Below are 22,134 nucleotides of genomic sequence, written 5' to 3'. Positions count from 1 at the left end.
CATTTTATGAAGAGGTTAGCTTATTCTTTAACGGCCCCTACTGTAAGACCTTGGATGAAATAACGTTGGAAGAACGGATACGCGAAAATAATCGGCAGCGTGGCCAGAACGACCATCGCCATCCGTGAAGTATCCTGAGGCAGCGATCTCATAGCTTCGAGACTGAGCGAGCTGTTCTGAGCATTTTGCATAATGAACTGCATGCTTGTCTCAATCCGCATCAACATCGACTGCAATGGCACCAGATTCGGATTGTCGATGTAGAGAAGTGCGTTGAACCAGTCATTCCAGTAACCGAGGGTACTGAACAAACCGATGGTCGCAAGACCTGGCAAAGACAATGGGAGAACAAGCTTGATAAAGATACGGAACTCGCCCGCGCCATCAATTTTACCCGATTCGATAATTGCATCCGGCACGCTTGTCGCATAGAACGTCCGCAGAATCATAATGTAAAAGGCGTTCACGGCGAGCGGCAGAATCAGCGCCCAGACCGTATCCTTAAGTCCCATCAGCTGCGTTACGATAATGTAGGTCGGTACAAGACCGCCGTTGAACAGCATCGTAAAGAATGCAAAGAAGGAGAAGAAATTGCGGTAACGGAAGCTCTTTCTGGAGATTGCATAAGCATAAAATGCCATGAACAATAAAGCTATGACTGTACCCACCACGGTGACGAAGATCGTTACCCCGTATGAACGAAGCAAAGTATCGCCCATATCGAACATGTAGCGGTAAGCCCCCAGGCTCCATTTCTCCGGAATTAATCGGTAGCCATTTTTGGCCAGTGTTCCTTCATCCGTCAAGGAGATGATAACCACGAACAGAAAAGGGAAGACGCAAAGGATAGCAAAAATCCCGGCAATCAGGTTAAAGGTTATATTCATCGGTGTGGATAGATTGTGAAAATCGCGTTCTTTCTTTCGTTGAGACACTATGCTCACTCCCTTGCAATATATTTAGAACAAGGCGTTATCCTTGTCGTATTTGCGTACGATATAGTTCGATGTCATGACGAGAATGAAACCTACGACGGATTGATACAAGCCTGCCGCAGCACTCATGCCAATTTCACCTGTTGTTTTCAGTCCACGATATACATAAGTGTCAATAACGTTCGTTACCCCGTACAATGTACCGGAGTCTCTTGGTACTTGATAGAACAGACCAAAGTCTGCATAGAATATTTTCCCGATCGCCAGCAAAGTCATAATGGTAATGATCGGTTTCAGCAGAGGCAATGTGATCGCGCGAATTTGTTGCATTTTGCTGGCTCCGTCGATCATTGCTGCTTCATAGAGAGATCTGTCGATCCCCATAATCGATGCCAAATATACAACGCTGTTATAACCTACCGCTTTCCATAGGTATACCAACACCAAAATTAACGGCCAATACTTTGATTCCGAATACCACTGAACTGGAGGAATTCCTAACGAATTGAACAACCCGTTCAGCAAACCGCGGTCCGAGCTAAGAAAACTGAATGTGAAATAACCGACGATGACCCATGACAGAAAGTATGGGAGGAACATGCCGGTTTGATATACTTTTGATAGCCGTTTATTCGTAATTTCCGACAAAATAACAGCCAACGCTACAGAGAAAATTAAGCCTAAAAAGATAAATACAATGTTGTACAGCAGCGTGTTCCTTGTGATGATTAACGCATCATTCGTACTGAACAGGAACTTGAAGTTCTGCCATCCAACCCACTTGCTGTTAACGATACTGGCCCAGAAGCCGTCCCGATCAAAGCGATATTCCTTAAATGCAATTACCGTACCGAACATCGGCAGGTATGAGAAGAAAAGGAACCAGAGCGCCGCGGGGAGCACCATGAGCAGCATCATTCTATTCTTGACGATATTCTGGAAAAATTCGCCGACCCTTTTCACGTTTTATCCCTCCTGAATGTAATGAAATAAAATGCCTGTTGATAGACAGTCGGCCCTAGACAACTATTTAAAAACGGCCGTACGTTTGAATCAAAAAAAGATCGGGCATAGGCAAATCACCCGCCCGATCTTCTCCTTTAGAGGTTCAACCTCTTATTCAAGCTATTACTTACCAGCGCTTGCTTTCCACTCATCGATTTGCTTCTGAGCTTCAGCGATGATCTTATCAAGACCAGCGGCTTTGAACTTCTCAATCGCTTTAGGAAGGTATTGATCCGGATCCACTGTACCTGTCATCAATGCAGCCCAGTATTCTTCCTTCACGTTTTGAACTGCAGCCAGCTCAGTAGTTACCTTCGAAGTATCAAAGTTGAATCCAAGCAATGGGGCTTTGATACCCGTGTCATTAAACTTCTTGAATTGTTCCCACTTGTCAGCAGGGTCACCCTCGTTCAAGTAAGTGATCATGATGTTGCCAAGGGAGAAAGTAGGCATGTCGTAGTTCTTGGATGCATCCAGGTTCTTCATAACGTTGTCGCCAACTTTTTCGTAATGAACCCCTTCAAGACCGGAGTCAACCATATTGCGAAGCACTGGATCTGTATTCAGAAGGTTCAGGAATTCCATGGCTTTCTCAGGGTATTTCGAGTTAGCGGAGATCGCTTGCATGGAGCCCATTACCGACCAGTTATAGATGTAAGGATCGCCAGCTGGTGTAGATACTACAGGGTATCCGTAACTTGCGGACCAGAGATTATCAGCAAAAGGCTGTGTGCTGGCACGGTCCATAAACCATTTACCGGATTTCATCAGATCATCTGTAGATGTTGTTGTCGCTGCTTCTGGAGAAATATAACCTGCTTGATAGAACTTGTGCATCGTTTTCAAAGTATCTTTCAATTCAGGACTTTCCAGAATGTTAACGACTTTATAGTCCTTCGTGTCCATTGCAACTGCCATCGGCAATTTTTCAATGATGTAGTCATATGGAATCAAAGGCATATAGGTCTTGTCCATTGCAAAAGGAGTAATGTTGGATTCGTTCTCCTTGATCGTCTTCAACAATGGCTCAAGACTTTCCAAGGAGCGTACACTGGACATGTCCAATTTGTACTTGTCCAAAAATTCTTTATTAAAACGCCATACTTCCTGCGCTGGCAGCTCTTTATTAGCTGGAATTCCGTAGTTATGTCCGTCTACCTTGGAACCTTCCAGGAATGCAGGATCAAGTGTCTTCACAATGTCTTGACCATGAGTCTTCAGCAGATCATCAAGCTCCATAAACGCGCCTTTACGTGCGTTTTGTACATAATCAAATGCCCACGAGCTGGTAAACATGATGTCCATCGGTTCGCCGGATGCAGCCATAACCTGCATTTTTTGCGTATAGTCACCGAAGTCGATCTGTTTCATTTTGACAGTGACATTGATCTTCTCTTTCGTATATTTGCTGACTTCTTCCATAACTTTATCTGTATCTTTTTGCGGCGTACCGATCGTGTACCAGAGTAATTCGACAGGTTTTTCACCTTTGCCGTCCCCAGACGCGCCATTGTTTGCCGCATTCTTGCCACCGCAGGCACTAACGAGCAGTGTAAGTGCCATCAGCGAGGCCAACATTAGAGAGAATTTTTTTCTTTTGGAACTCATTGTTGAATACCCTCCTTTTTAATTAACCTTGACTATTTATCTGTTCTGTATTCAAGGACTACTTTAACTTTAAATTATGAAAGCATTTTCAAATAGAAGTGAAAATAAATAAATCCATGTACAAAATAAAGAAAAAGGCCTGCAGGCGATATTCGCTAGCTAAGCCCTTTATATTCTGTCGGTGAAATGCCGACGTATTTGCGAAATTGTTTGTAGAAATATCCGGTTTCCCAGTAGCCAACCCCCCGGGCAATTTCTTGTACCTTCATGGGGCTATGCTTCAGCAATTCCTTGGCCTTCTCAATCCGGTACCAATTAATATAGTCGGTAAAGGACTGATTTACTTCCTTATGGAACAGTTGACCAAGATAGACCGGATGGATATTGTACAGGGCCCCAAGTGTCTTCAGCGAAATGTCCTCGTTGTAGGACTGATCGATATAATGGAGCACCTGCTGAACGACCGGACTCTTCATATCATTGGTTAATGATTCAACCGTAATCCCGGCAACCTCATGCATGATTTGTACCAGCTCCTCAATGGAGGCGGTTGTACGGATTCTCGCGAACTGATCCTTGTAAAGATCGGGTTCCTCGTCATGCCTGATCTCCTCCAGTTGCATCTTGAAGCGGATAATCCATTCCATAGCCAATTCCTGAAGAATTTCGGGCGATATACCTTGCATCTGCCGCAGCACTCCGAAATCTTCATCTATGCGGGCGATTAGCCCGGCCTTATCCTTCGCCATAATCAATTTGGAATATTCGTTCCAATTCATTGGAATACTGCGTTCGGCATGATCCTGATGACCCTTCAACTGATCATAATGCAAAATATTCCGCTCCGGATAGATCATAAAGTATTCCTGTGCTTTCTTGGCATGTGTATAGCTCAGGAAGGGCTCTGCCTCCATTTCCTGGGCACTGCCAATCGACATCCTGAGCGGTCGGTAAGACAACAGAACACTCATCAATTGATGATTCGTTAGTTCGATCTCCTCCAGGCCTTGCTCCAGTTCATCGAAGTTGTACACTAGTACAATATTCCCCTCTACATCACGAAACGGGATCACTCCCTCTTTCCCCCACAATTGATGGAGCACGGCCTCAAACAACGACTGGCTCAATTCCTTGCTCCGCAACAGCGATACCAGGACGTAACGCTTGTCCAAGCGAATTCCCAACAGGTCAGCGCGTTCCTGGAATTCCGGAGGCTTGATTTGATTCCTTACCCAGCGGTACATAATATTGTCCTTCAGGATGAGGATACTCTGTTCATTAAGATCGACGAAAGGACTTTTGGAGGCATTCAATTTCTCAGCGACGGTGTTCAGTGTAGCTTTGAACTCCTCCAGGTTGATTGGCTTCAGCAAATAATTCTCGATGCCAAGCATCATGCCTTCCTTTAAATAATCAAACTCGTTAAAACCACTCAGGACAATCACTTTAAGCTCTGGATGCAATTCGCGAGCCTGACGGATGAGATCAAGCCCATTCATCTTGGGCATAGAAATGTCAGTGACAAGTATATCGGCAGGGATATGCTTCAGCGCTTCCAGCGCCTCAAGTCCATTCCCGGCCTGTCCGACAATCTCCATATCGAGCTCCGCCCAATCTACAATATCGTATAGACCTTCAATAATAAATGGTTCATCATCGACTATGAACACCTTGTACATCGTCTGTTCCATCCTCCCCCAGATCAGGGAACAATACGGTGACCACCGTTCCTCTTCCCAGATCACTCTTGATATCTACACCGTACGGAGCTCCGTACAACAATTTTAACCGTTCATGTATGCTGCGCAGCCCAAACGAGCCTGAATACTCATCCGGATTCACGAGGGCATCTTTAATTTGTCCCAAGCGATCCGGAGGGATACCCTGCCCGTTATCCTTGATCTCAACACACAGATATTCCTCTATTTTCGCAACCTGAATCATAAGCTTATTATCGGTTCCATCCGTCCGCATCCCATGCAGGATATAATTTTCGATAATCGGCTGTAAAGACATTTTCAGCAAAGTTCTGCTCATCAGCTGTTTATCGCAAATAATCTCGTAGGAGAATTTATCCTTATAGCGAATTCGGAACAGCTCCAGGTACATGCGGCAGGCCTCAAGCTCATCCTTCAGGGTGTAGCGAGGCTTCTGCTGAACATAGTTCTTGAACAGCATGGACAGGCTGTAGATCATCTCCCCTACATCCGCCGCCCCCTGGGAGACCGCGCGCATGCGAATGACTTCGAGCGTATTATAGAGAAAATGAGGATTCACCCTTGCTTCAAGCGCAGCAATCTCCGTATGCTTCTGCTTAATCTCCGCTTTATAGACCCGGTCAATATACAAGTTCAGATCCACCAGCATCTCGTTGAAGCTCTTGGCAATCTGTCCGATCTCATCGTCCTTCGTCTCCTCAATTCTCGCATCCAGGTCTCCGTTCTTCACCTTGCGCGTAAATTGAATAATACTGTGGGTCCGTCTGGCGAAATTCATAATAAACAACGTGGATATCAGGATCGCGAACAGGATGCAGACCGAACTGACCAGAATAATTGTATTGCGAACTCCACGATAGGTGGCGGCGAGCTCATTTTTAGGGATCAGACTGAGTACGGTATAACCTCCCTGAGTGTCCGTCAGCTTGATAATCGAATCCCCTTGCTCCGTTACATCATTGTCGTAGACTATGTTAATCTGCTCCACATGTGGATATCTATTCCCATAGTAGCTGCCATCCGTATCGAAAATGACATCACCGCTACCGGACAATACAACGATGCGCCCCTTGATTTCCTCCCTGTAATTCTCAATGCTGTTCCATATTTTTTCCGAGTTGAAATAGACCTCTAATTGGCCGATATTGCGCAGTGTAATATTATTGTTAATCGGTATGCGCACGGAAAACATCGGTGACTCCGGCATTTCAATCGTCTTTCTTACCCACACATTAGGTGTAGAAACCTTCGAATTCTCTCCGGTATACATCGCATCGGGAACGAGGGATTTCGCCGCATTGGTGCCGATGATTTTAAAATTCGCTTTGTTATACACATACAACTGCTGCAAGGAAGCACTATATAACATCAGGGTCGCGATATCCGGATCATCCTCGAACCGATTTCTGAATATTTGCACGGTATCGCTGGTGGAACTGCTATTATTGCGATTCAGCCTGTATTCGATGTACTCTTTGTACGGATGCTCCAGGAAATAAGCGGTGTTGAAAGCCAAATCAGCGTCCCTATAGGTATCACGCATCATGTTCTGCACAGATTCATATTTATTGTTGATATATTTATTGATGTTCTGCACTGCGCTGCGCTGAATGCCGAGCTGCCGCTCTACCGCAGCGTCCGCCATGGAGCGGAACATCAGATATGAGAAGATGATAATAGTTACGATCGTAATCGTCGAAAAGAGAAATATGATCTTCAGAAACAATTTATCTTTGAAATATTTGCGGTAAATCTTCATGAATCATCAATGTCCTCCTTCGATCTATACGCCACGATCCGGTTAAAGCCGGCAGAATTATCATAACCGTTATCCTATACATAGAACAAGCGCCCGCCTTCAGGATCTACTGAAGTGCGGGCGCTGCACTGGTATATAATATATATTCGATTAACCGCGGAATTCCTGCAAACCTTGATTCAGTTCGCGGGTCGCTGAGTAAACTTGCTGATACAGCTTGAAGAGGCGGGCGTAAGTGTCCACATTGGCAGGAATCGGTTCATATATTTTGCCATATCCGATAAACTGATCGGCGCATTCCTTAAGGCTGTCGAACCAGCCGCTGCCTACAGCCGCCATCATCGCAGCGCCCATAGCCGGACCTTGCTCGTTCTTGAGCGAGACGACCGGTGTATTGAAGATATCCGCCTGCATTTGCAGCCATACCGGATTTTTCGCTCCACCGCCGATGGAAATGATCCGTCTGGTACTGATTCCCGCCTGACGGAAGAGCTCAAGCGATTCAGCCAGCGAGAATGTGATGCCTTCCATCACAGCACGGGCCATATGCTCGCGGCGATGCGTACCGGACAGACCGATGAAGCTGGCCCGAATCGCGCTGTCGGCGTGCGGCGTGCGCTCACCAACCAGGTAAGGTGTGAACAACAAACCGTCCGCACCCGGCGGCAGATCAGCAACCGGCTTCAGCATCTCGTCAAAGCTAAGCTCTGAAGCAAGTGAATCCTTAAACCAGCTTAAGGAGTAACCTGCGGCCAACGTAACGCCCATGGCATAGAAAGCGCCCGGATGCGCATGATTAAAGAAATGCACTTTCCCTGCGAAATCCTTGTTCTTGTCTTCTTCATAAGTCAGTACAACGCCGGAGGTACCAATGCTGCACATCGCATCGCCCTCACGAACGATCCCCGCGCCAACAGCTCCGCAAGCGTTATCGGCTCCACCGCCAAATACACGCGTCTTCTCGGACAAACCGCTCAGCTTGGCGAACTCAGGCAGAATCGTACCTGTATCCTCTGAGCTGCCGACAATCGGCGGACAGAATCCTTCCGGCAAATGGAAGGCCTGAATAATTTCTTCAGACCATTTGCCTTCCGGAACGTTAAGCATCAACGTACCTGCTGCATCGGAGATTTCCATCTGTACATTCCCCGTCATGCGGTAGCGCAAATAATCCTTCGGCAGCATAAAGCGGGCTGCCTTTGCGAACAGTTCTGGCTCATGCTTCTGCACCCACAGCACCTTCGGAAGGGTAAAGCCTTCCAGTGCCGCATTGCGGGTAATCTTTAACAATCCGTCACCAAGCTTCTGCTCAATCTCGCGGCATTCCTTCGTCGTGCGCGTATCATTCCATAAAATCGCGTTGCGCAGCACGTTGTTCTGTTCATCAAGCAGCACAAGGCCGTGCATTTGCCCGGAGAAGGATACCCCTTCAATGTCCTCCGGAGATATGCCGGATTCCTGCAGCAATTGCTGCAAACCGGAGACCGTTCCGTTCACCCATTCTTCCGGATTTTGCTCGCTGTAGCCAGGACGTTCGTGAATAAGCGGATAAGAGGCGGTTGCTTCGCCTCGGATCTCCCCCTGCTGATCCACCAGCAAGGTCTTCACGGAGCTCGTGCCAAGATCGATACCGATTACGTACTTCATCTCGTATGTCTCCCTTCAATTCATCTAGGGTTCTTACTATTAACAAGGTCGGTGTTTAGCACCGAAGCTTTACTTCAGTTGAATGAAGCCAGGGTCTGAGGAGCGTAGCGTACGTTTTGGGTACGTGAGCCCTGAGATGTTTCCGCAAGAGACATGACTTCGCAAGCATCTGTTTAGGCCTGGCTCAATTCAGAATTAAATACCGTTGCTTCTTGATTCACTTCGTGATTAAAAGCAAACCTACAAAAAGGGACGACCCAGCGTCCCTTTTTGTGTTGTGCTATTGCATCATCTATATCACCGGCCTGATCATACTTGTTCAATGCCGGCGGCTATTATTTGGTTCCGAAAATATATTCGTTCAGACGAGCCTTCAACAGCTCCAGATGATTCGATTTGTTCACGATGTGGCTGTGCTCAAGAGCATAGGCTTCCAAGGTCTTGAAGTTTGCTTTGCCGGATACGATATCGGCACCGACGCCTGTCTTGAAGCTTGCATAACGATCAGCCAGCAGGTTCTCGAAGAATTTGTCGTCGATCATTTTGCCGGCGACTTTCAAGCCTTTAGCAAAGGTATCCATACCAGCGATATGCGCATAGAACAAATCTTCAGGTTCGAAGGAAGTACGTCTTACCTTCGCGTCGAAGTTCACGCCGCCGGAGCCAATACCGCCATTTTCCAAGATTTCATACATCGCAAGCGTTACAGCATACAAATCTGTAGGGAATTCGTCGGTATCCCAGCCGAGCAGCATGTCGCCTTGGTTCGCATCGATCGAACCAAGCATATTGTTGATGCGAGCTACGCGCAGCTCATGCTCAAATGTATGACCTGCCAAGGTAGCATGGTTCGCTTCAAGGTTTAGTTTGAAATGTTTGTCCAAGCCGTATTTTTGCAAGAAAGAAATCGTCGTTGCTGCATCGAAGTCATATTGGTGTTTGGTTGGCTCTTTCGGCTTAGGCTCAATCAGGAATTGACCAGTAAATCCGATTTCCTTCGCATAATCAACAGCCATATGGAAGAATCTTGCCAGGTTATCCAGCTCGAAGCCCATATCCGTATTGAGCAAGGACTCATAACCTTCGCGGCCGCCCCAGAATACATAGTTCTCAGCGCCCAGCTCAAGCGCAGTTTCCAGACCCTTCTTCACTTGCGCTGCTGCATAAGCAAATACGTCTGCATTGTTAGTAGTAGCAGCACCATGAACATAACGCGGATTGGAGAACATATTAGCTGTGTTCCAAAGCAGCTTAACGCCTGTGGAATTCATGCCTTCTTTAATTTTAGCGACAATTACATCAAGATTCTCGTTAGACTCTTTCAGTGTTGCGCCTTCAGGAGCCACGTCAACATCATGGAAACAGAAGTAAGGAGCGCCCAATTTCTCGATGAATTCGAAGTTCACTTCAACGCGAGCTTTCGCCAGATCAAGACCGGATACAGTCTCCCATGGGCGAACCATGTTTGCTTGACCAAATGGATCGCTGCCGTTCATCGTCAATGTATGCCAGTAAGCTACTGCAAAACGAAGATGTTCTTTCATAGTTTTGCCGAGCACAACTTCATTTTCGTTATAGTGTTTGAATGCCAACGGGTTGTCGGAACCTGCGCCTTCATACTGAATTTTGCTAATATTCTTAAAATAACTCACGCTAAAATCCTCCCTAAATTAGAGTTTTTTGAAAGCATTTACACCCTATCTGCGAAAGGTATGATTGCCTTTACACCTAGATCGTATCATGTTCGACTTAGTTTGTCTAGTAAACTAACTAAGAAAAGTGAAAATGTGTAATATTCATGTTTTAATTGATTCTGCACATCGTAAAATAGGCCTTTACGCGGAGGGCTTGTAGGTAAACTGTGGGCAAGTGAAACTCGGCTAATTGTCGATGGAAAATAAAAAAAGACCCTGCTTGTTCATAATAGCAGGGTCTTTATCGATACTTTCGGATTGCATTGCGGTGCTTCCACTAAAGTAATTATATACTATCCCAATTATTGATACGGGGGCGATTGCTAGAGTTATTAAAAAACAAAGGCTTGTGATATGATGACAAGCAATATGAACAGAACCAAAATCGCTGCAGTTGAAGTCCCCAATCCGCCGCCACATGATCCTCCACCAAGAAATTCACCCATGTGTGCTTACCTCCTTGTATTTAGAGTACACACCATCCTATTCAATCTTTTACAATACAGATTGGACATCTTCCCCTATGATAAAGTCTATTTATTAGATACTCGTACTACAAATTCTACCCACCGCCATCAGATTTGGTTCAATTACTGATAACAACTGTTGTATCCAACAGTCCTAGCGCGATGCTGCCATCGTAAGCAGATCCTGCTTCATCAGATCGGTTAAATCGAACAATCCCGGCCGGTGTCCAAGAAGTTGAAGCAAGAGCAGTACCGGGGATACAATTCCGCCATCTGTTTATTCATCGCTCTTTACCTCCGTGATATTTTTTATTAACCGATTGATTACGATGGCTGTTTCCTCTCTCGTGATCGGCGCGCCCGGTCTTGTCCCATCAAAATAGCCGTTTGCCGCAGCTTCGCCCCAAGCCGCTGCCGCCCATGGGCTTACTTGGTTAATGTCCCGCTCTGCCATTTTCGGCGCCTCCTTTACAGGTGTATTAAATAACTCCTGTTCAGCTTTGCGCCGCCTGACCAGTCCAGCCAGCACATTACCGCCAGCCTTGTTGTACTTGGTCAGATTGTCCGCAATCTGCGCGATGCTGCGGCCTTTGCAAAGAGACAGCAAGTTCCCTGGTCCGCAGTTGTAACAAAAACTAACCAGCACATCAAACTGGTTTTGATTAAGCTGCGTGATCACAGGTACATATGCCGGATTGTTAACGTACACTTCATATTTAGCCAGATCAGCCATTAGCATACGATCTGCCTGCGCCTGAGTGATGATCATTCCCTGCCTCACATCAGGTCCATAATGCCCCCAACCAATGGTCCAATACTGCTCCGTGCCGACTGGCTTGTACGCCGCTAAGCGGCAGCCCTCAAAGTTTTTGATCAGCTTAATGCCCGCTTCTGATATTTTTCGCATCTTATATCACTCCCTCTAGTAAAATATGCTAGATTGCCACTAGCCTGCTTGTACTCACGCCCCGCTTTGCAACTTATTTACTGACTCTCTCCAAACCTTGGGTAGTTTGTTACAAAACGTCCCTTCATTTTCCTGCCAGCAGCTAAAGATCCATCCATCGTCTTCTCGTAGACTTTTATGACATGCGCTGTTATATCTTCTTAATAGAGAAGAAGCCATCCTTCTTAGTCTCAATAATCTTCTCCAGCAGCAATGATTGTTCTATTCTCCCTGGAATACTCCATATGAATACATTCAGCTGAAATATAATAGGATGTCACATGGGTGACGAGGCTCTGTTTTCCAAAATGTTATTTCACCACATCTTGCGAAGATTGTAGTAGAATGAAAAATGGTTTTATTTGCAACTATGCCCTGGCAGAATGTGAATGGCCGTATTCAAAAAAAATCCATATCGTTCAGTCGAGTATAGAAAATCGCTTCTCACGGGCTTTTTCAACCGACCTGCTATGAGGATGGATTGAAGGGGTAAGAAAGACATGACAACATTACGGAAGCTGTTCACCAATTACTGGAGTCCATATGTCGCGATTGGTATTGCAGGCGTACTCAGCGCTCTGTACTTCGGAATTACCAATACGGTATGGGCCGTTACCGGCGAGTTCACTCGCTTTGGAGGACATATTCTCCAACTCTTCGGCGTTGATATTTCCGACTGGGCTTACTTCGACCTGATACAGATGAAGGGATCAACTTTCGATCGTACGGACGGATGGATTGTCTGGGGCATGTTCATCGGCGCGCTGATTATGATTTTGCTCAGCAACAATTTCAAGATTCGCATGCCCAGGCAGAAGCGCCGCTTGGTGCAGGGCCTGATTGGCGGCATTATTGCAGGTGTGGGTGCAAGACTGGCGCTGGGCTGTAATCTGGCCGCCTTCTTCACGGGCGTACCCCAATTCTCATTTCATGCCTGGATCTTCATGGCGGCTACAGCCATCGGCACGTATGTTGGCGTGAAGATTGTCAACACGAGGTGGTGGAAGGGCAAGCCTATTCTGCAAAAAGGGAACGCGGCCCCCGCCGTGCGCAGGTCGAAAAAGGTGCAGCCTTATATCGGCGGGCTTGTTGCGCTGCTCTACGCAGGACTTATCGTGTATTTCTTCCTTCATGGCAAGACGATGCTTGGTGTAGCGGCCATCTTTGGAGCTGCCTTTGGCATCCTGATTGAACGAGGACAGATCTGCTTTACTTCCGCATTTCGCGATCTGTGGATTAGCGGACGTGCCACGATGACGAAGGCGATTATCCTCGGGATGGCGATCAACTCTGTCCTGACGCTCATTGTCATTCTTGTGAACGGCGTCGATCCGATTACGAAGATAGCCGCGCCAAGCACCTTCATCGGCGGCCTATTGTTCGGCATCGGAATCGTACTTGCCGGCGGCTGCGAGACCGGCATGATGTATCGCTTAATGGAAGGACAAGTGATCTTCCTGCCCGTATTTATTGGCAACATCATCGGAGCCACCTTCCTTGCCTACGCTTGGGATCATCTTGGCGTATTCGACTTGTTCGTGAAGAGCGGAGCAAAAATCAATCTGATCTCCGTCATGGGACCGGCATGGGCCCTTATCGCCACGCTCGTATTGCTTGCCATCGGATATATCGTAGCAAGCTACTGGCAAAAAAATTACCGCTTCGGCGTTGGCTTCAAAAAAGGAGGTGCAAACAAATGACCATTGATTTCACATTGGATCTTAGAGGGGAACCTTGTCCGTATCCTGTCATCTATTCATTAGAAACGTTGCAGGACATGAAGAAAGGCCAGGTATTACAAGTCATTGCAGATTGTCCGGCTGCCTTCAAGAACGTCCCGGAAGAGGTCGTCAAGCATGGCTATACCCTTGTGCAGGAGCCTGTAAAAAACGGCCAGGAACTGATCTTCTACATTCAAGCGTAATTTTATTAGCATATGTTCAAAGGAGCTGATCCACAGGCAGCTTGCCTGCTTGCCAGGGCAGCTCCTTTTCTTATCGTATTATTATGTATAATTAAAAGTAGTTAATTTGTTCATTAAACTAACTAAGTTGTTTATTTTTATTTCTCGCCTTGTGTTATTATAGTATCATGTTCAATAATTTCTGGAGGACTAATGATGAAAATTACGGGCGACCAGCAGTTAATCAAGAAAATGAACAAGACGATCGTCCTGGATACGATCAGACAGCGGCAACCGTTATCAAGAGCGGATATCTCATCGGTGATCGGACTTAATAAAGCGACGGTCTCCTCGCTTGTGTCCGAACTGATCGAGAGCCAGCTGGTCTCCGAGATCGGACCGGGTGAATCCAGCGGGGGACGTAAACCTACCCTGCTCCTGTTCAATCGTAGCGCGGGATTCGCCATCGGTGTGGATATCCGCGTAAATGATCTGCTGGCTGTCCTCGTAGATATGGAAGGCCATGTGATCCGTGAGAAGACAGTTCCACTGGAGGACTACTCTCCAGGCAAAGTGCTTGATCAAATTCGCAAGACAATTCGCATGCTGATGAGAAGGCTGCCTGCTACACCTTACGGGGTTGTTGGCATCGGCATTGGCGTTCCTGGCCTGGTTGACGAGAAGAGCCAGGTCATCTCTGCTCCTAATCTTGGCTGGGATAATGTCAATCTATATGAAGCGCTAAGCGCTGAATTCGGGTCTAATATTCATATTGATAACGAAGCCAACGCCGGGGCAATCGGGGAGAAATTGTACGGCGCAGGCCGTGACTCCAAGGATTTAATCTATTTAAGCATCGGAATCGGTATTGGATCGGGCATCATCGTTGGTGGGGATTTATACCGTGGCACCTCCAACTTTTCGGGCGAGGTAGGCCATATGACCGTTGCTGAAAATGGACCGTTGTGCCGCTGCGGCAATCGGGGATGCTGGGAGACGCTTGCCTCCGAGAAGGCTTTGCTTGACCAAGCGGAAACGCTCTGGCAGGATCACGCTCCAAGTCTGGAGGAGATTCTCAAGGAAGCTGAGCAAGGGAATGGGCAGGTCCTGGCCCTACTTGAACGGATTGGCTCCCAGCTTGGCGTCGGCCTTGCTAATCTGGTGAATATTCTCAACCCGGAGTTCATTGTGATTGGCAACCGACTCTCACTGGCCGGCGACTATTTGCGGCAAGCGATGTTAAGTACGCTGGGCAAGCGCAGCCTGTCCTATCATCGCAAGCAGACTCACGTCGATTTTGCCAAATTAGGTATCCGCTCTACTGCGTTAGGAGCTGCCTCCCTGCCGATTACTGCATTTCTGGCAGAGCCGGACGGAAGCATCACGGAAGCCGCAATGAATCCCTAACAAGTCATACTAAAGTTATCTAATGGCTACAGAACTTTCCTGACCTACCAATAAACAAATCCGGTCCACTGGGGTGTAATTCCCAGTGGACCTTTTCGTTTGCCCTCATTATCCATACAATAGAGGTATAGCCCATTGAATACTCAATGGAAATATCTATACAAGGAGCATGTCCACATGTCTGAACCGCTAAATATTCTGGTCACTTTGAACTCTAACTACGTGAAGCCTCTGCGAGTGATGCTCTACTCTTTATTCCTTAATAATAAGGGAGAGCAGTTTACGGTTTATGTCATGCATTCAAGCTTAAAGCGCCAGGAGATCGAGGGGTTGCGCCGGTTATGTGCTGAACAAGGGAACGGCAGCATGCTGGAGGAGATTGAAGTCGATGACCATAGCTTCGCCGCAGCCCCTACCCTACTCCATTACACGAAGGAAATGTATTACCGCCTGCTCGCCTTTCGCTTCCTGCCGGACCCTATGGAACGAATCCTCTACCTGGATCCGGATATTCTGGTGCTGAACTCTGTCAGGGAGCTTTACGAAACCGATCTGGAGCATTATTTGTATGCCGCTGCTTCCCATGACCTGATCTCTATTAAAGAAATCAACAAGCTTAGGTTAAACCCTTATAAAATTGAGTCTTATTACAATTCCGGAGTACTGTTGATGAATTTGAAGCTGCAAAAAAAGCTGGTTAGCGAGGAGGAAATCTACGACTTCGTTGAGAATAATCGCACCAAGCTGATTATGCCGGATCAGGATATTATCAATGCGCTGTATGCCAAACGAATCAAAAACATCGATGAGAAGCTGTACAATTATGATGCGAGATACTTCCGCTATTACAAAATTACGAGCAACGGGGAATGGGATATGGAGTATGTGATCAACCATACCGTTTTCCTACATTTCTGCGGCAAAAGAAAACCCTGGAAGAAAGACTATAGCGGCAAGTTCCATGCACTGTACAAATATATGGAGAGGTTATGTGATGCTACCAACTCACATTAAGCTGCTGCACGTAGGTATAAAAAGGCCGGTGACATCACCGTCACCAGCCCTAACTTCCTATTCGTCCTTCCCCTTCTCCACCGCATCCAGAAAGGGCTTGTTCACGAAATAATACATAAAGCCCATCAGCAGTACGCCGCCGATTAAATTGCCGATCGTTACCGGAACGAGGTTGTGGATAACCCCATAGAAGGAGATCGTTCCTGGATGGTTCAGCACAAGCGCAATCGCAAAGGTACACATATTGGCAATACTGTGCTCATAGCCGGATATGAAGAAGCAGAACACGAACAGCATCATCGCAAACATCTTGGCTCCGTCGCCTTTGAGCGACATCGGAATGAAGAAAGCCAGACAGACAAGCCAGTTACATAGAATAGCCCGGAAGAACAGCTCGATCGCCGAGGTGTTCATCTTATGCTCAACAACATTCAGCAGGAAGCTATTCACTGAAGCATCGGTAAACAGACCTGTCAAAAAAATAAGCAAGGCGAACGCGGCCGCTCCCATAATATTTCCTACATAACTGAATACCCATAGCTTACCGACCTCAGACCATTGCAATTTCTTGCGCAAGGCCGCGTAAGTATAATAGAACGTATTGCCGGTGAATAAATCCCCTCCGCCATAAGCGATCAAAATGATAGCCGCGCCGAACGTAATCGCCGCCATCGGATAGGTGAACGGGGAGTTCTCCATATAGAAGAAGTTTCCGGTCTTAAAAGCAACAATCACTCCGAATCCGATGAACATACTTGCCAGCATGGCCCTGGCGATGTAGCGCAATTGGCTCTGCCGAAAGATCCTATATTTCTTTAAGGCCAGCTCTTCAACCTTCAATAGCGATTCTGTCTCCATAAACCCTCCAAGTATGTTATTTCCCTCATTTTCCATGATTTCTGGACAAAGTCAAGTCAAGTATTACGATTCTGTGAACCATTTATGCACTTTCCAGAAACATATACGCCAATTGACGAAATCCCCCATTTATGTGTATATTAAACGAAACTGCAATACGATCAAACTTACGATGGAAGCACCCGTAAGCTTGGCTCTTGATGAGCCTGGCCTGCGGGTGCTTTTTGGCGTGTACGTGTATATGTATAGATGTTGATGACTCGTATTGCGGCAATCTGATTAAGGAGAGATGCTCTATGTTAAACCCTCTTAGAACCGGCATAACTGTACTGGTGTTCGTCATTCTCATTGCCGCGGGAATCACCACCTTGTCCCCACCGGGACAGGCCTCCGCTGCCGCCTTCGAGTTCACCGACTCGATCAACGCTCAACTCGGCGCAACCGCAGATAAAGCTGGCAAGAACGGGGCCAAGCTCCGCAAGCAATACACGGATTTCAAGAGCAGCCGGACGCAGATAGCAAGTCTGGATGACCGAACCTCGGCCCTGCATTACGACAATGAGAGCAAGGCAACGGCTGTCCGCAAGGCCATTAGCAATATCGATTCAAGCAAGATCAGCAAGCTGGAGGAGCAGGTCAAGACAACCAAATCGAAATACCAGCCCCTATACACCTCGTATACTTCATTGAATAAGCAGGTAGCTGCCGCCAATAAATTGAAGGACAAATCCCTTTACAAGGTATTGAAGGCACAAGCTGAAGGAATGAAGCTGGTGGTCGACATCACCAAGCAGGACCTCAAGTCGAAGGAGGCCGCTTTGAAGACCGCCAAAGCAGAAAGAACAAAGAAACAGAAGCAAATCCGTAGTATCCTGTCGGAAATCGATGCCGTAAAGACGAAGATCAAAGCTGAGAAAAGCGCTGTCTCCACCCCCAACAAACAGCTAACCACCGAGTGGTCCAATTTCAAAGCTGCGGTAAAGAAAAATGACGCTGATCGAACGATGGATATCCTGGCCAGACTACTTACTCTATCCGCTCAAATCAATACGAAGAAGCAAAACATATATAATCACGAGTCAAAAATATCTTCGATCATCCAGCGAGCCAACAGTATGCTGCCCTAAACTCCCACTTATTGCAAAGAGGCCTCGGAAACTTAAATTCCCGAGGCCTCTTTCCCTATCCAATATATCTCTATCCCCGCCTTAAGGCATAGGGTCTCTCCCTGAATCGCTGTACCGTAGCAGGTTGTGAGCATGTTACCACCATATGGATTGCCGGATAAATGAAGTATGTCACATCATACAGCGGACTTTTTTTGCACCACTTTTTGTCCCTTAACCGAAAAATGAGTACATCAATACGAAATCTGAAGCATTATCCTCACTCCGTTATCCAATTACAATGAAAGTATATTTAGCGAAAGTGCTTTCAAACAAGATACTGCATAACTTGGAGGTTACTATGGAAATGCAAAAGTCTACACCGCCCACAGCCATGATAGATTCGAATATATCACCACCAACGGCAAGGCAGAAATGGCTGAAGAAACTTGTATCTCAAAGACATATTCAAATTATGGCTTTGCTCGGAATCGCATGGATGATCATCTTCAACTACATCCCCATGTACGGCGTTGTTATCGCATTTAAGGATTATGACATTATCAGAACGATTTCCGAAGCACCCTGGGTCGGACTGGAGCACTTCAAGGAGTTCTTGTCGGATGAGAACTTTGGCTACGTGATGAAGAACACTTTGGGAATCAGCTTGATTAAACTGATGACCTTCCCGCTTCCGATCATATTCGCGCTCTTCCTGAATGAGGTGCGCAACCTGCGGTTCAAGCGGGCGATTCAGACTATTTCGTATCTTCCCCACTTCCTGTCCTGGGTTGTACTCGGTGGAATCCTGGCTACTTGGCTGTCGGATGTAGGGATCATTAACGATATCCTGATGGCCCTGCATTTGATAGATCAGCCAATTTCCTACCTGGCTGAGCCAAAATATTTCTGGACGATTGTGATTACATCGGATATTTGGAAGGAGCTTGGCTGGTCAGCGATTATTTATCTGGCAGCGATCACAGGGATTTCGCCTGAAATGTATGAAGCAGCAACCATCGACGGTGCCGGACGCTTCCAGAAGATGTGGTATGTTACTCTTCCGGCAATTAAAGGCACAATCAGTATCCTGTTTATACTAGCCGTCAGTGGTGTTCTGAACTCCAACTTTGATCAGATTCTCGTATTGCGCAACTCTCTGAACGACAGCGCAAGTAATGTTATAGATTACTACGTCTACTATACAGGGATTTCCCAAGGCCGTTACTCGTTCTCAGCGGCGATCGGATTGTTCAAATCCGTTATTGCGCTCACACTGCTGCTGATTGCAAACCAAGTATCCAAAAAACTCAACGATACTTCGTTATTTTAGGCCAAGGAGGAACTGCACATGTCTTTCATAAAACGTAAAACCATAGGCGAAGCCATTTTTGATATTATTAATAATCTGGGGATGCTGCTGATCTGCTTCGTTACCCTGTATCCGATCTGGTATGTCCTGATCAATGCCTTCAACGATGGCAAGGACGCTATGCTGGGCGGCATCTACTGGTGGCCACGGGTATTTAGCCTGGAGAACTTCAAGGCCGTATTCGACAACCCCGGTATTACGACAGCCATGCTGCTGACCGTTGCCAAGACTCTCGTGGGGGTGGGAGCTCACGTCTTCTTCACCGCTATGGTAGCTTACGCATTCTCACGCAGAGAGTTGATTTTCGGAAGGTTCTATATCTTCCTGGGAACGATCACGATGATCTTCTCGGGAGGCCTCATTCCCACTTATTTATTGATTCGCGATTTGCATATGCTCGATACATTTGCGGTATTTATTATTCCGGTGCTGTTCAGCTTCTTTGACCTCATCATCTTTATGACCTTCTTCCGGGAAATTCCCGACGGACTGGATGAGGCGGCTCGAATCGACGGGGCCAACGACTGGACGATTCTTCTAAGAATCGTGCTCCCGGTGTCGATGCCTGTTATTGCTACCATCGCCCTGTTCCACGGGGTATACCAATGGAATGACTATTTTGCCGGGATTATCTACATTAATAAAGAGTCGCTGCAACCGATCCAGACCTTCCTTTACCGGGTAGTCGCTCAATCCAGCTCGAATATTATGACTACCGCCTTGCAGGGAAGCGCCGTAACCAAGACGGTCACCTCGCAATCGGTGAAGCTGGCGACGATGGTTGTAACTACGCTTCCAATCGTATTTGCTTATCCATTCCTGCAGCGCTATTTCGTCAAAGGAATGATGATCGGCTCTATCAAGGGATAAGCCCTCATTTACAGTAACTCCTCCAGGCCGCTTAACCGCGGCTTTGGAGTTGCACAATATAGCACTAATCAAATTGAGAAAAGGGGTTAAAAAGCATGGGCATGAAAAGAAAGTCCAAAAAAGTGATAATGCTTCTAATGGCATGTATCATGGTTCTGTCCTTGGCGGCTTGTTCCGGTAAAGGAAATAATACCGCTAAAAAAGAAAACGCTAACAATACTCCAGCGAACACATCTACGTCTGACAAACCAGCTCCATCCGCAGACGAGCCAGGTTGGAAGTCAGACACCTCTCCGATTACGTTTGACTGGTATTTGAACTTCGCCTGGTTCCCTAATAAATGGGGGGTTGATCCGACTTCCCAGTATGTCACTAAAAAGACAGGCGTTGATATTAACTTCATCGTTCCGGCCGGTAACGAAAACGAAAAGCTGAATACACTGATTGCTTCCGGCAAGCTGCCTGACTTCATTACGCTCGGCTGGTGGGAAGATGGCGTGAAGAAGATGATCGAAGGCGGGCTCGTACTTCCGCTCAACGAATTGGCAGAACAATACGACCCTTACTTCTTTAAAGTATCCGACCCTGACAAGCTGGGCTGGTACACCCAAGACGATGGCAACGTGTACGGTTATCCGAACTCTTCCTCGTCCCCTAAAGACTATGAACAATTTGGCGATACTTATGTATCCAACCAGACGTTTGTAGTACGCAAGGATATCTACGAGGCGATCGGCAGTCCAGACATGCGCACGCCGGAAGGCTTCCTGTCTGCCCTGAAGGCTGCCAAGGAGAAGTTTCCGGAAATCGACGGTCAACCGATCATTCCGTTAGGACTGCATGAGTTCATCCAGACAGGAAACGACTCCCTGGAAGGTTATATCCAGAACTTCCTGGCGATCCCGCGGGAAAAAGACGGTCAACTGTATGAGCGTGAACGTGATCCAGAATATATCAAATGGATGAAAGTGCTGCGTCAAGCGAACCAGGACGGCTTGCTGGCGAAAGATATCTTCATCGACAAACGTGCCCAAATGGAAGAAAAAATCGCTCAAGGCCGTTACTTCGCCATGCTGTATCAACGTACGGACTTTGCGGCCCAACTCGGCACCTTGTACCAGCAAGATCCTAACAAAATTTATATCGCCGTCGACGGTCCTGCAAATGCTAACCTGGATGCGCCAACCTTGAACGGCCCAAGTATTGCCGGCTGGACTTTGACCCTGATCTCTAAAGATGTGAAGGACAAAGAGCGCGCCATTAAATTCCTTAGCTACCTGAACAGTGAAGAAGGACAGAAAGACCTTTATCTTGGTGAAAAAGGCGTGAGCTATGATACAATTGACGGGAAGGATCAATTCCTGCCTGAAGCATTTGATCTGATGAACAAAGATCGCTCTGCCTTTGATAAGCAGTACGGTTCCTCCTTCACCTTCTGGATGATGCAAAATACGAATATTACCCAGCAATGGGCACCGGAATCGGTTGAACCATATAAACAATTGGAAGATTGGACTCGCGGCAAAGCGAAGAGCTTCTCTGAATTCGATGAGCTTGATCCGCTTGCCAACTCGGAAGAAGGCATTATCAATACCAAGATTAAGGATCTACGCGGCAAGACATTGCCTAAATTGCTTATGGCAAGTTCCGAAACCGAATTCGATAAAATTTGGGATGATTATATTAAAAAGCAAGATGACCTTGGCTATGCCAAAGTACAGGCATACAAACAAGCGAAATATGAAGAAAATAAGAAGAAGCTCGGCATGTAACTATAGCCCTGCCCAAAACGCCCGCTTATCGCGGGCTTTTGGGTGTCTATAAA

18 protein-coding genes are annotated in these 22,134 nt (G+C 46.8%); 8 read left to right on the top strand and 10 right to left on the bottom strand.

The window, feature by feature from the left end:
- Nucleotides 1–20: 20 nt before the first annotated feature.
- From BN1360_RS08375 to BN1360_RS08335, 9 genes are all read right to left on the bottom strand, one after another.
- Entirely contained in the window at nucleotides 21–887 is an 867-nt protein-coding gene (locus BN1360_RS08375; protein WP_068779483.1) for a carbohydrate ABC transporter permease, read from the bottom strand.
- A gap of 72 nt (nucleotides 888–959) precedes the next feature.
- Nucleotides 960–1,853 carry an ABC transporter permease gene (locus BN1360_RS08370; RefSeq protein WP_179013307.1) on the bottom strand — a complete coding sequence of 298 codons (894 nt, stop codon included), beginning with the start codon at nucleotides 1,851–1,853 and terminating at the stop codon, nucleotides 960–962.
- A 210-nt stretch (nucleotides 1,854–2,063) separates the two neighbouring features.
- Complete coding sequence (locus BN1360_RS08365; protein WP_068779412.1) at nucleotides 2,064–3,548, bottom strand: ABC transporter substrate-binding protein; 1,485 nt, start codon at nucleotides 3,546–3,548, stop codon at nucleotides 2,064–2,066.
- Between the two features lie 155 nt (nucleotides 3,549–3,703).
- A complete protein-coding gene (locus BN1360_RS08360; protein ID WP_324254251.1) occupies nucleotides 3,704–5,239 on the bottom strand; it encodes a response regulator transcription factor in 1,536 nt (511 codons plus the stop codon).
- Nucleotides 5,202–7,025, bottom strand: coding sequence for a sensor histidine kinase (locus tag BN1360_RS08355; protein WP_068779410.1), 1,824 nt, complete (start codon nucleotides 7,023–7,025; stop codon nucleotides 5,202–5,204). The genes BN1360_RS08360 and BN1360_RS08355 overlap by 38 nt, the downstream gene beginning before the upstream one ends.
- Nucleotides 7,026–7,175: 150 nt before the next feature.
- Nucleotides 7,176–8,672 (bottom strand): xylulokinase, encoded by a 1,497-nt coding sequence (gene xylB, locus BN1360_RS08350; RefSeq protein WP_068779409.1) that lies wholly within the window; start codon nucleotides 8,670–8,672, stop codon nucleotides 7,176–7,178.
- A 335-nt stretch (nucleotides 8,673–9,007) separates the two neighbouring features.
- On the bottom strand, nucleotides 9,008–10,324 hold the full coding sequence (xylA, locus tag BN1360_RS08345) for a xylose isomerase (RefSeq protein WP_068779408.1): 1,317 nt from the start codon (nucleotides 10,322–10,324) through the stop codon (nucleotides 9,008–9,010).
- Nucleotides 10,325–10,698: 374 nt separating this feature from the next.
- Nucleotides 10,699–10,812, bottom strand: a complete 114-nt coding sequence (locus tag BN1360_RS08340; RefSeq protein ID WP_148466538.1) for a YjcZ family sporulation protein — start codon at nucleotides 10,810–10,812, stop codon at nucleotides 10,699–10,701.
- 298 nt (nucleotides 10,813–11,110) lie between these two features.
- Nucleotides 11,111–11,740, bottom strand: coding sequence for a lysozyme (locus BN1360_RS08335; protein ID WP_069188309.1), 630 nt, complete (start codon nucleotides 11,738–11,740; stop codon nucleotides 11,111–11,113).
- A gap of 539 nt (nucleotides 11,741–12,279) precedes the next feature.
- Between BN1360_RS08335 and yedE the strand changes: the two genes are divergently transcribed.
- The 4 genes from yedE (at nucleotide 12,280) to BN1360_RS08315 (ending at nucleotide 16,103) form a co-directional block, all read left to right on the top strand.
- On the top strand, nucleotides 12,280–13,479 hold the full coding sequence (gene yedE, locus BN1360_RS08330) for a selenium metabolism membrane protein YedE/FdhT (protein ID WP_068779407.1): 1,200 nt from the start codon (nucleotides 12,280–12,282) through the stop codon (nucleotides 13,477–13,479).
- Complete coding sequence (gene yedF / locus BN1360_RS08325; protein ID WP_068779406.1) at nucleotides 13,476–13,703, top strand: sulfurtransferase-like selenium metabolism protein YedF; 228 nt, start codon at nucleotides 13,476–13,478, stop codon at nucleotides 13,701–13,703. Before yedE ends, yedF begins: the two co-directional genes overlap by 4 nt.
- Before the next feature lie 195 nt (nucleotides 13,704–13,898).
- Complete coding sequence (locus tag BN1360_RS08320; protein ID WP_068779405.1) at nucleotides 13,899–15,089, top strand: ROK family protein; 1,191 nt, start codon at nucleotides 13,899–13,901, stop codon at nucleotides 15,087–15,089.
- 177 nt (nucleotides 15,090–15,266) lie between these two features.
- Nucleotides 15,267–16,103 (top strand): glycosyltransferase family 8 protein, encoded by an 837-nt coding sequence (locus BN1360_RS08315; RefSeq protein ID WP_068779404.1) that lies wholly within the window; start codon nucleotides 15,267–15,269, stop codon nucleotides 16,101–16,103.
- 57 nt (nucleotides 16,104–16,160) lie between these two features.
- Here the strand turns inward: BN1360_RS08315 and BN1360_RS08310 are convergent, their stop codons facing one another.
- Nucleotides 16,161–16,961 (bottom strand): formate/nitrite transporter family protein, encoded by an 801-nt coding sequence (locus tag BN1360_RS08310; RefSeq protein WP_068779403.1) that lies wholly within the window; start codon nucleotides 16,959–16,961, stop codon nucleotides 16,161–16,163.
- Between the two features lie 296 nt (nucleotides 16,962–17,257).
- On the opposite strand from BN1360_RS08310, the gene BN1360_RS08305 reads away from it, so the two are divergent.
- From BN1360_RS08305 to BN1360_RS08290, 4 genes are all read left to right on the top strand, one after another.
- Nucleotides 17,258–18,088, top strand: a complete 831-nt coding sequence (locus BN1360_RS08305) for a hypothetical protein (protein ID WP_068779402.1) — start codon at nucleotides 17,258–17,260, stop codon at nucleotides 18,086–18,088.
- Nucleotides 18,089–18,461: 373 nt separating this feature from the next.
- A complete protein-coding gene (locus tag BN1360_RS08300) occupies nucleotides 18,462–19,400 on the top strand; it encodes an ABC transporter permease (RefSeq protein WP_068779482.1) in 939 nt (312 codons plus the stop codon).
- An 18-nt stretch (nucleotides 19,401–19,418) separates the two neighbouring features.
- Nucleotides 19,419–20,309, top strand: a complete 891-nt coding sequence (locus tag BN1360_RS08295; RefSeq protein ID WP_068779401.1) for a carbohydrate ABC transporter permease — start codon at nucleotides 19,419–19,421, stop codon at nucleotides 20,307–20,309.
- A gap of 95 nt (nucleotides 20,310–20,404) precedes the next feature.
- Nucleotides 20,405–22,081, top strand: coding sequence for a type 2 periplasmic-binding domain-containing protein (locus BN1360_RS08290; RefSeq protein WP_068779400.1), 1,677 nt, complete (start codon nucleotides 20,405–20,407; stop codon nucleotides 22,079–22,081).
- Nucleotides 22,082–22,134 lie beyond the last annotated feature (53 nt).

Origin of the sequence: Paenibacillus sp. GM2 (assembly GCF_900069005.2) — a bacterium.
Classification (GTDB): Bacteria; Bacillota; Bacilli; order Paenibacillales; family Paenibacillaceae; genus Fontibacillus.
The sequence above is the reverse complement of the archived record's forward strand: the minus strand, read 5'-3'. Positions and strand labels throughout refer to the sequence as shown.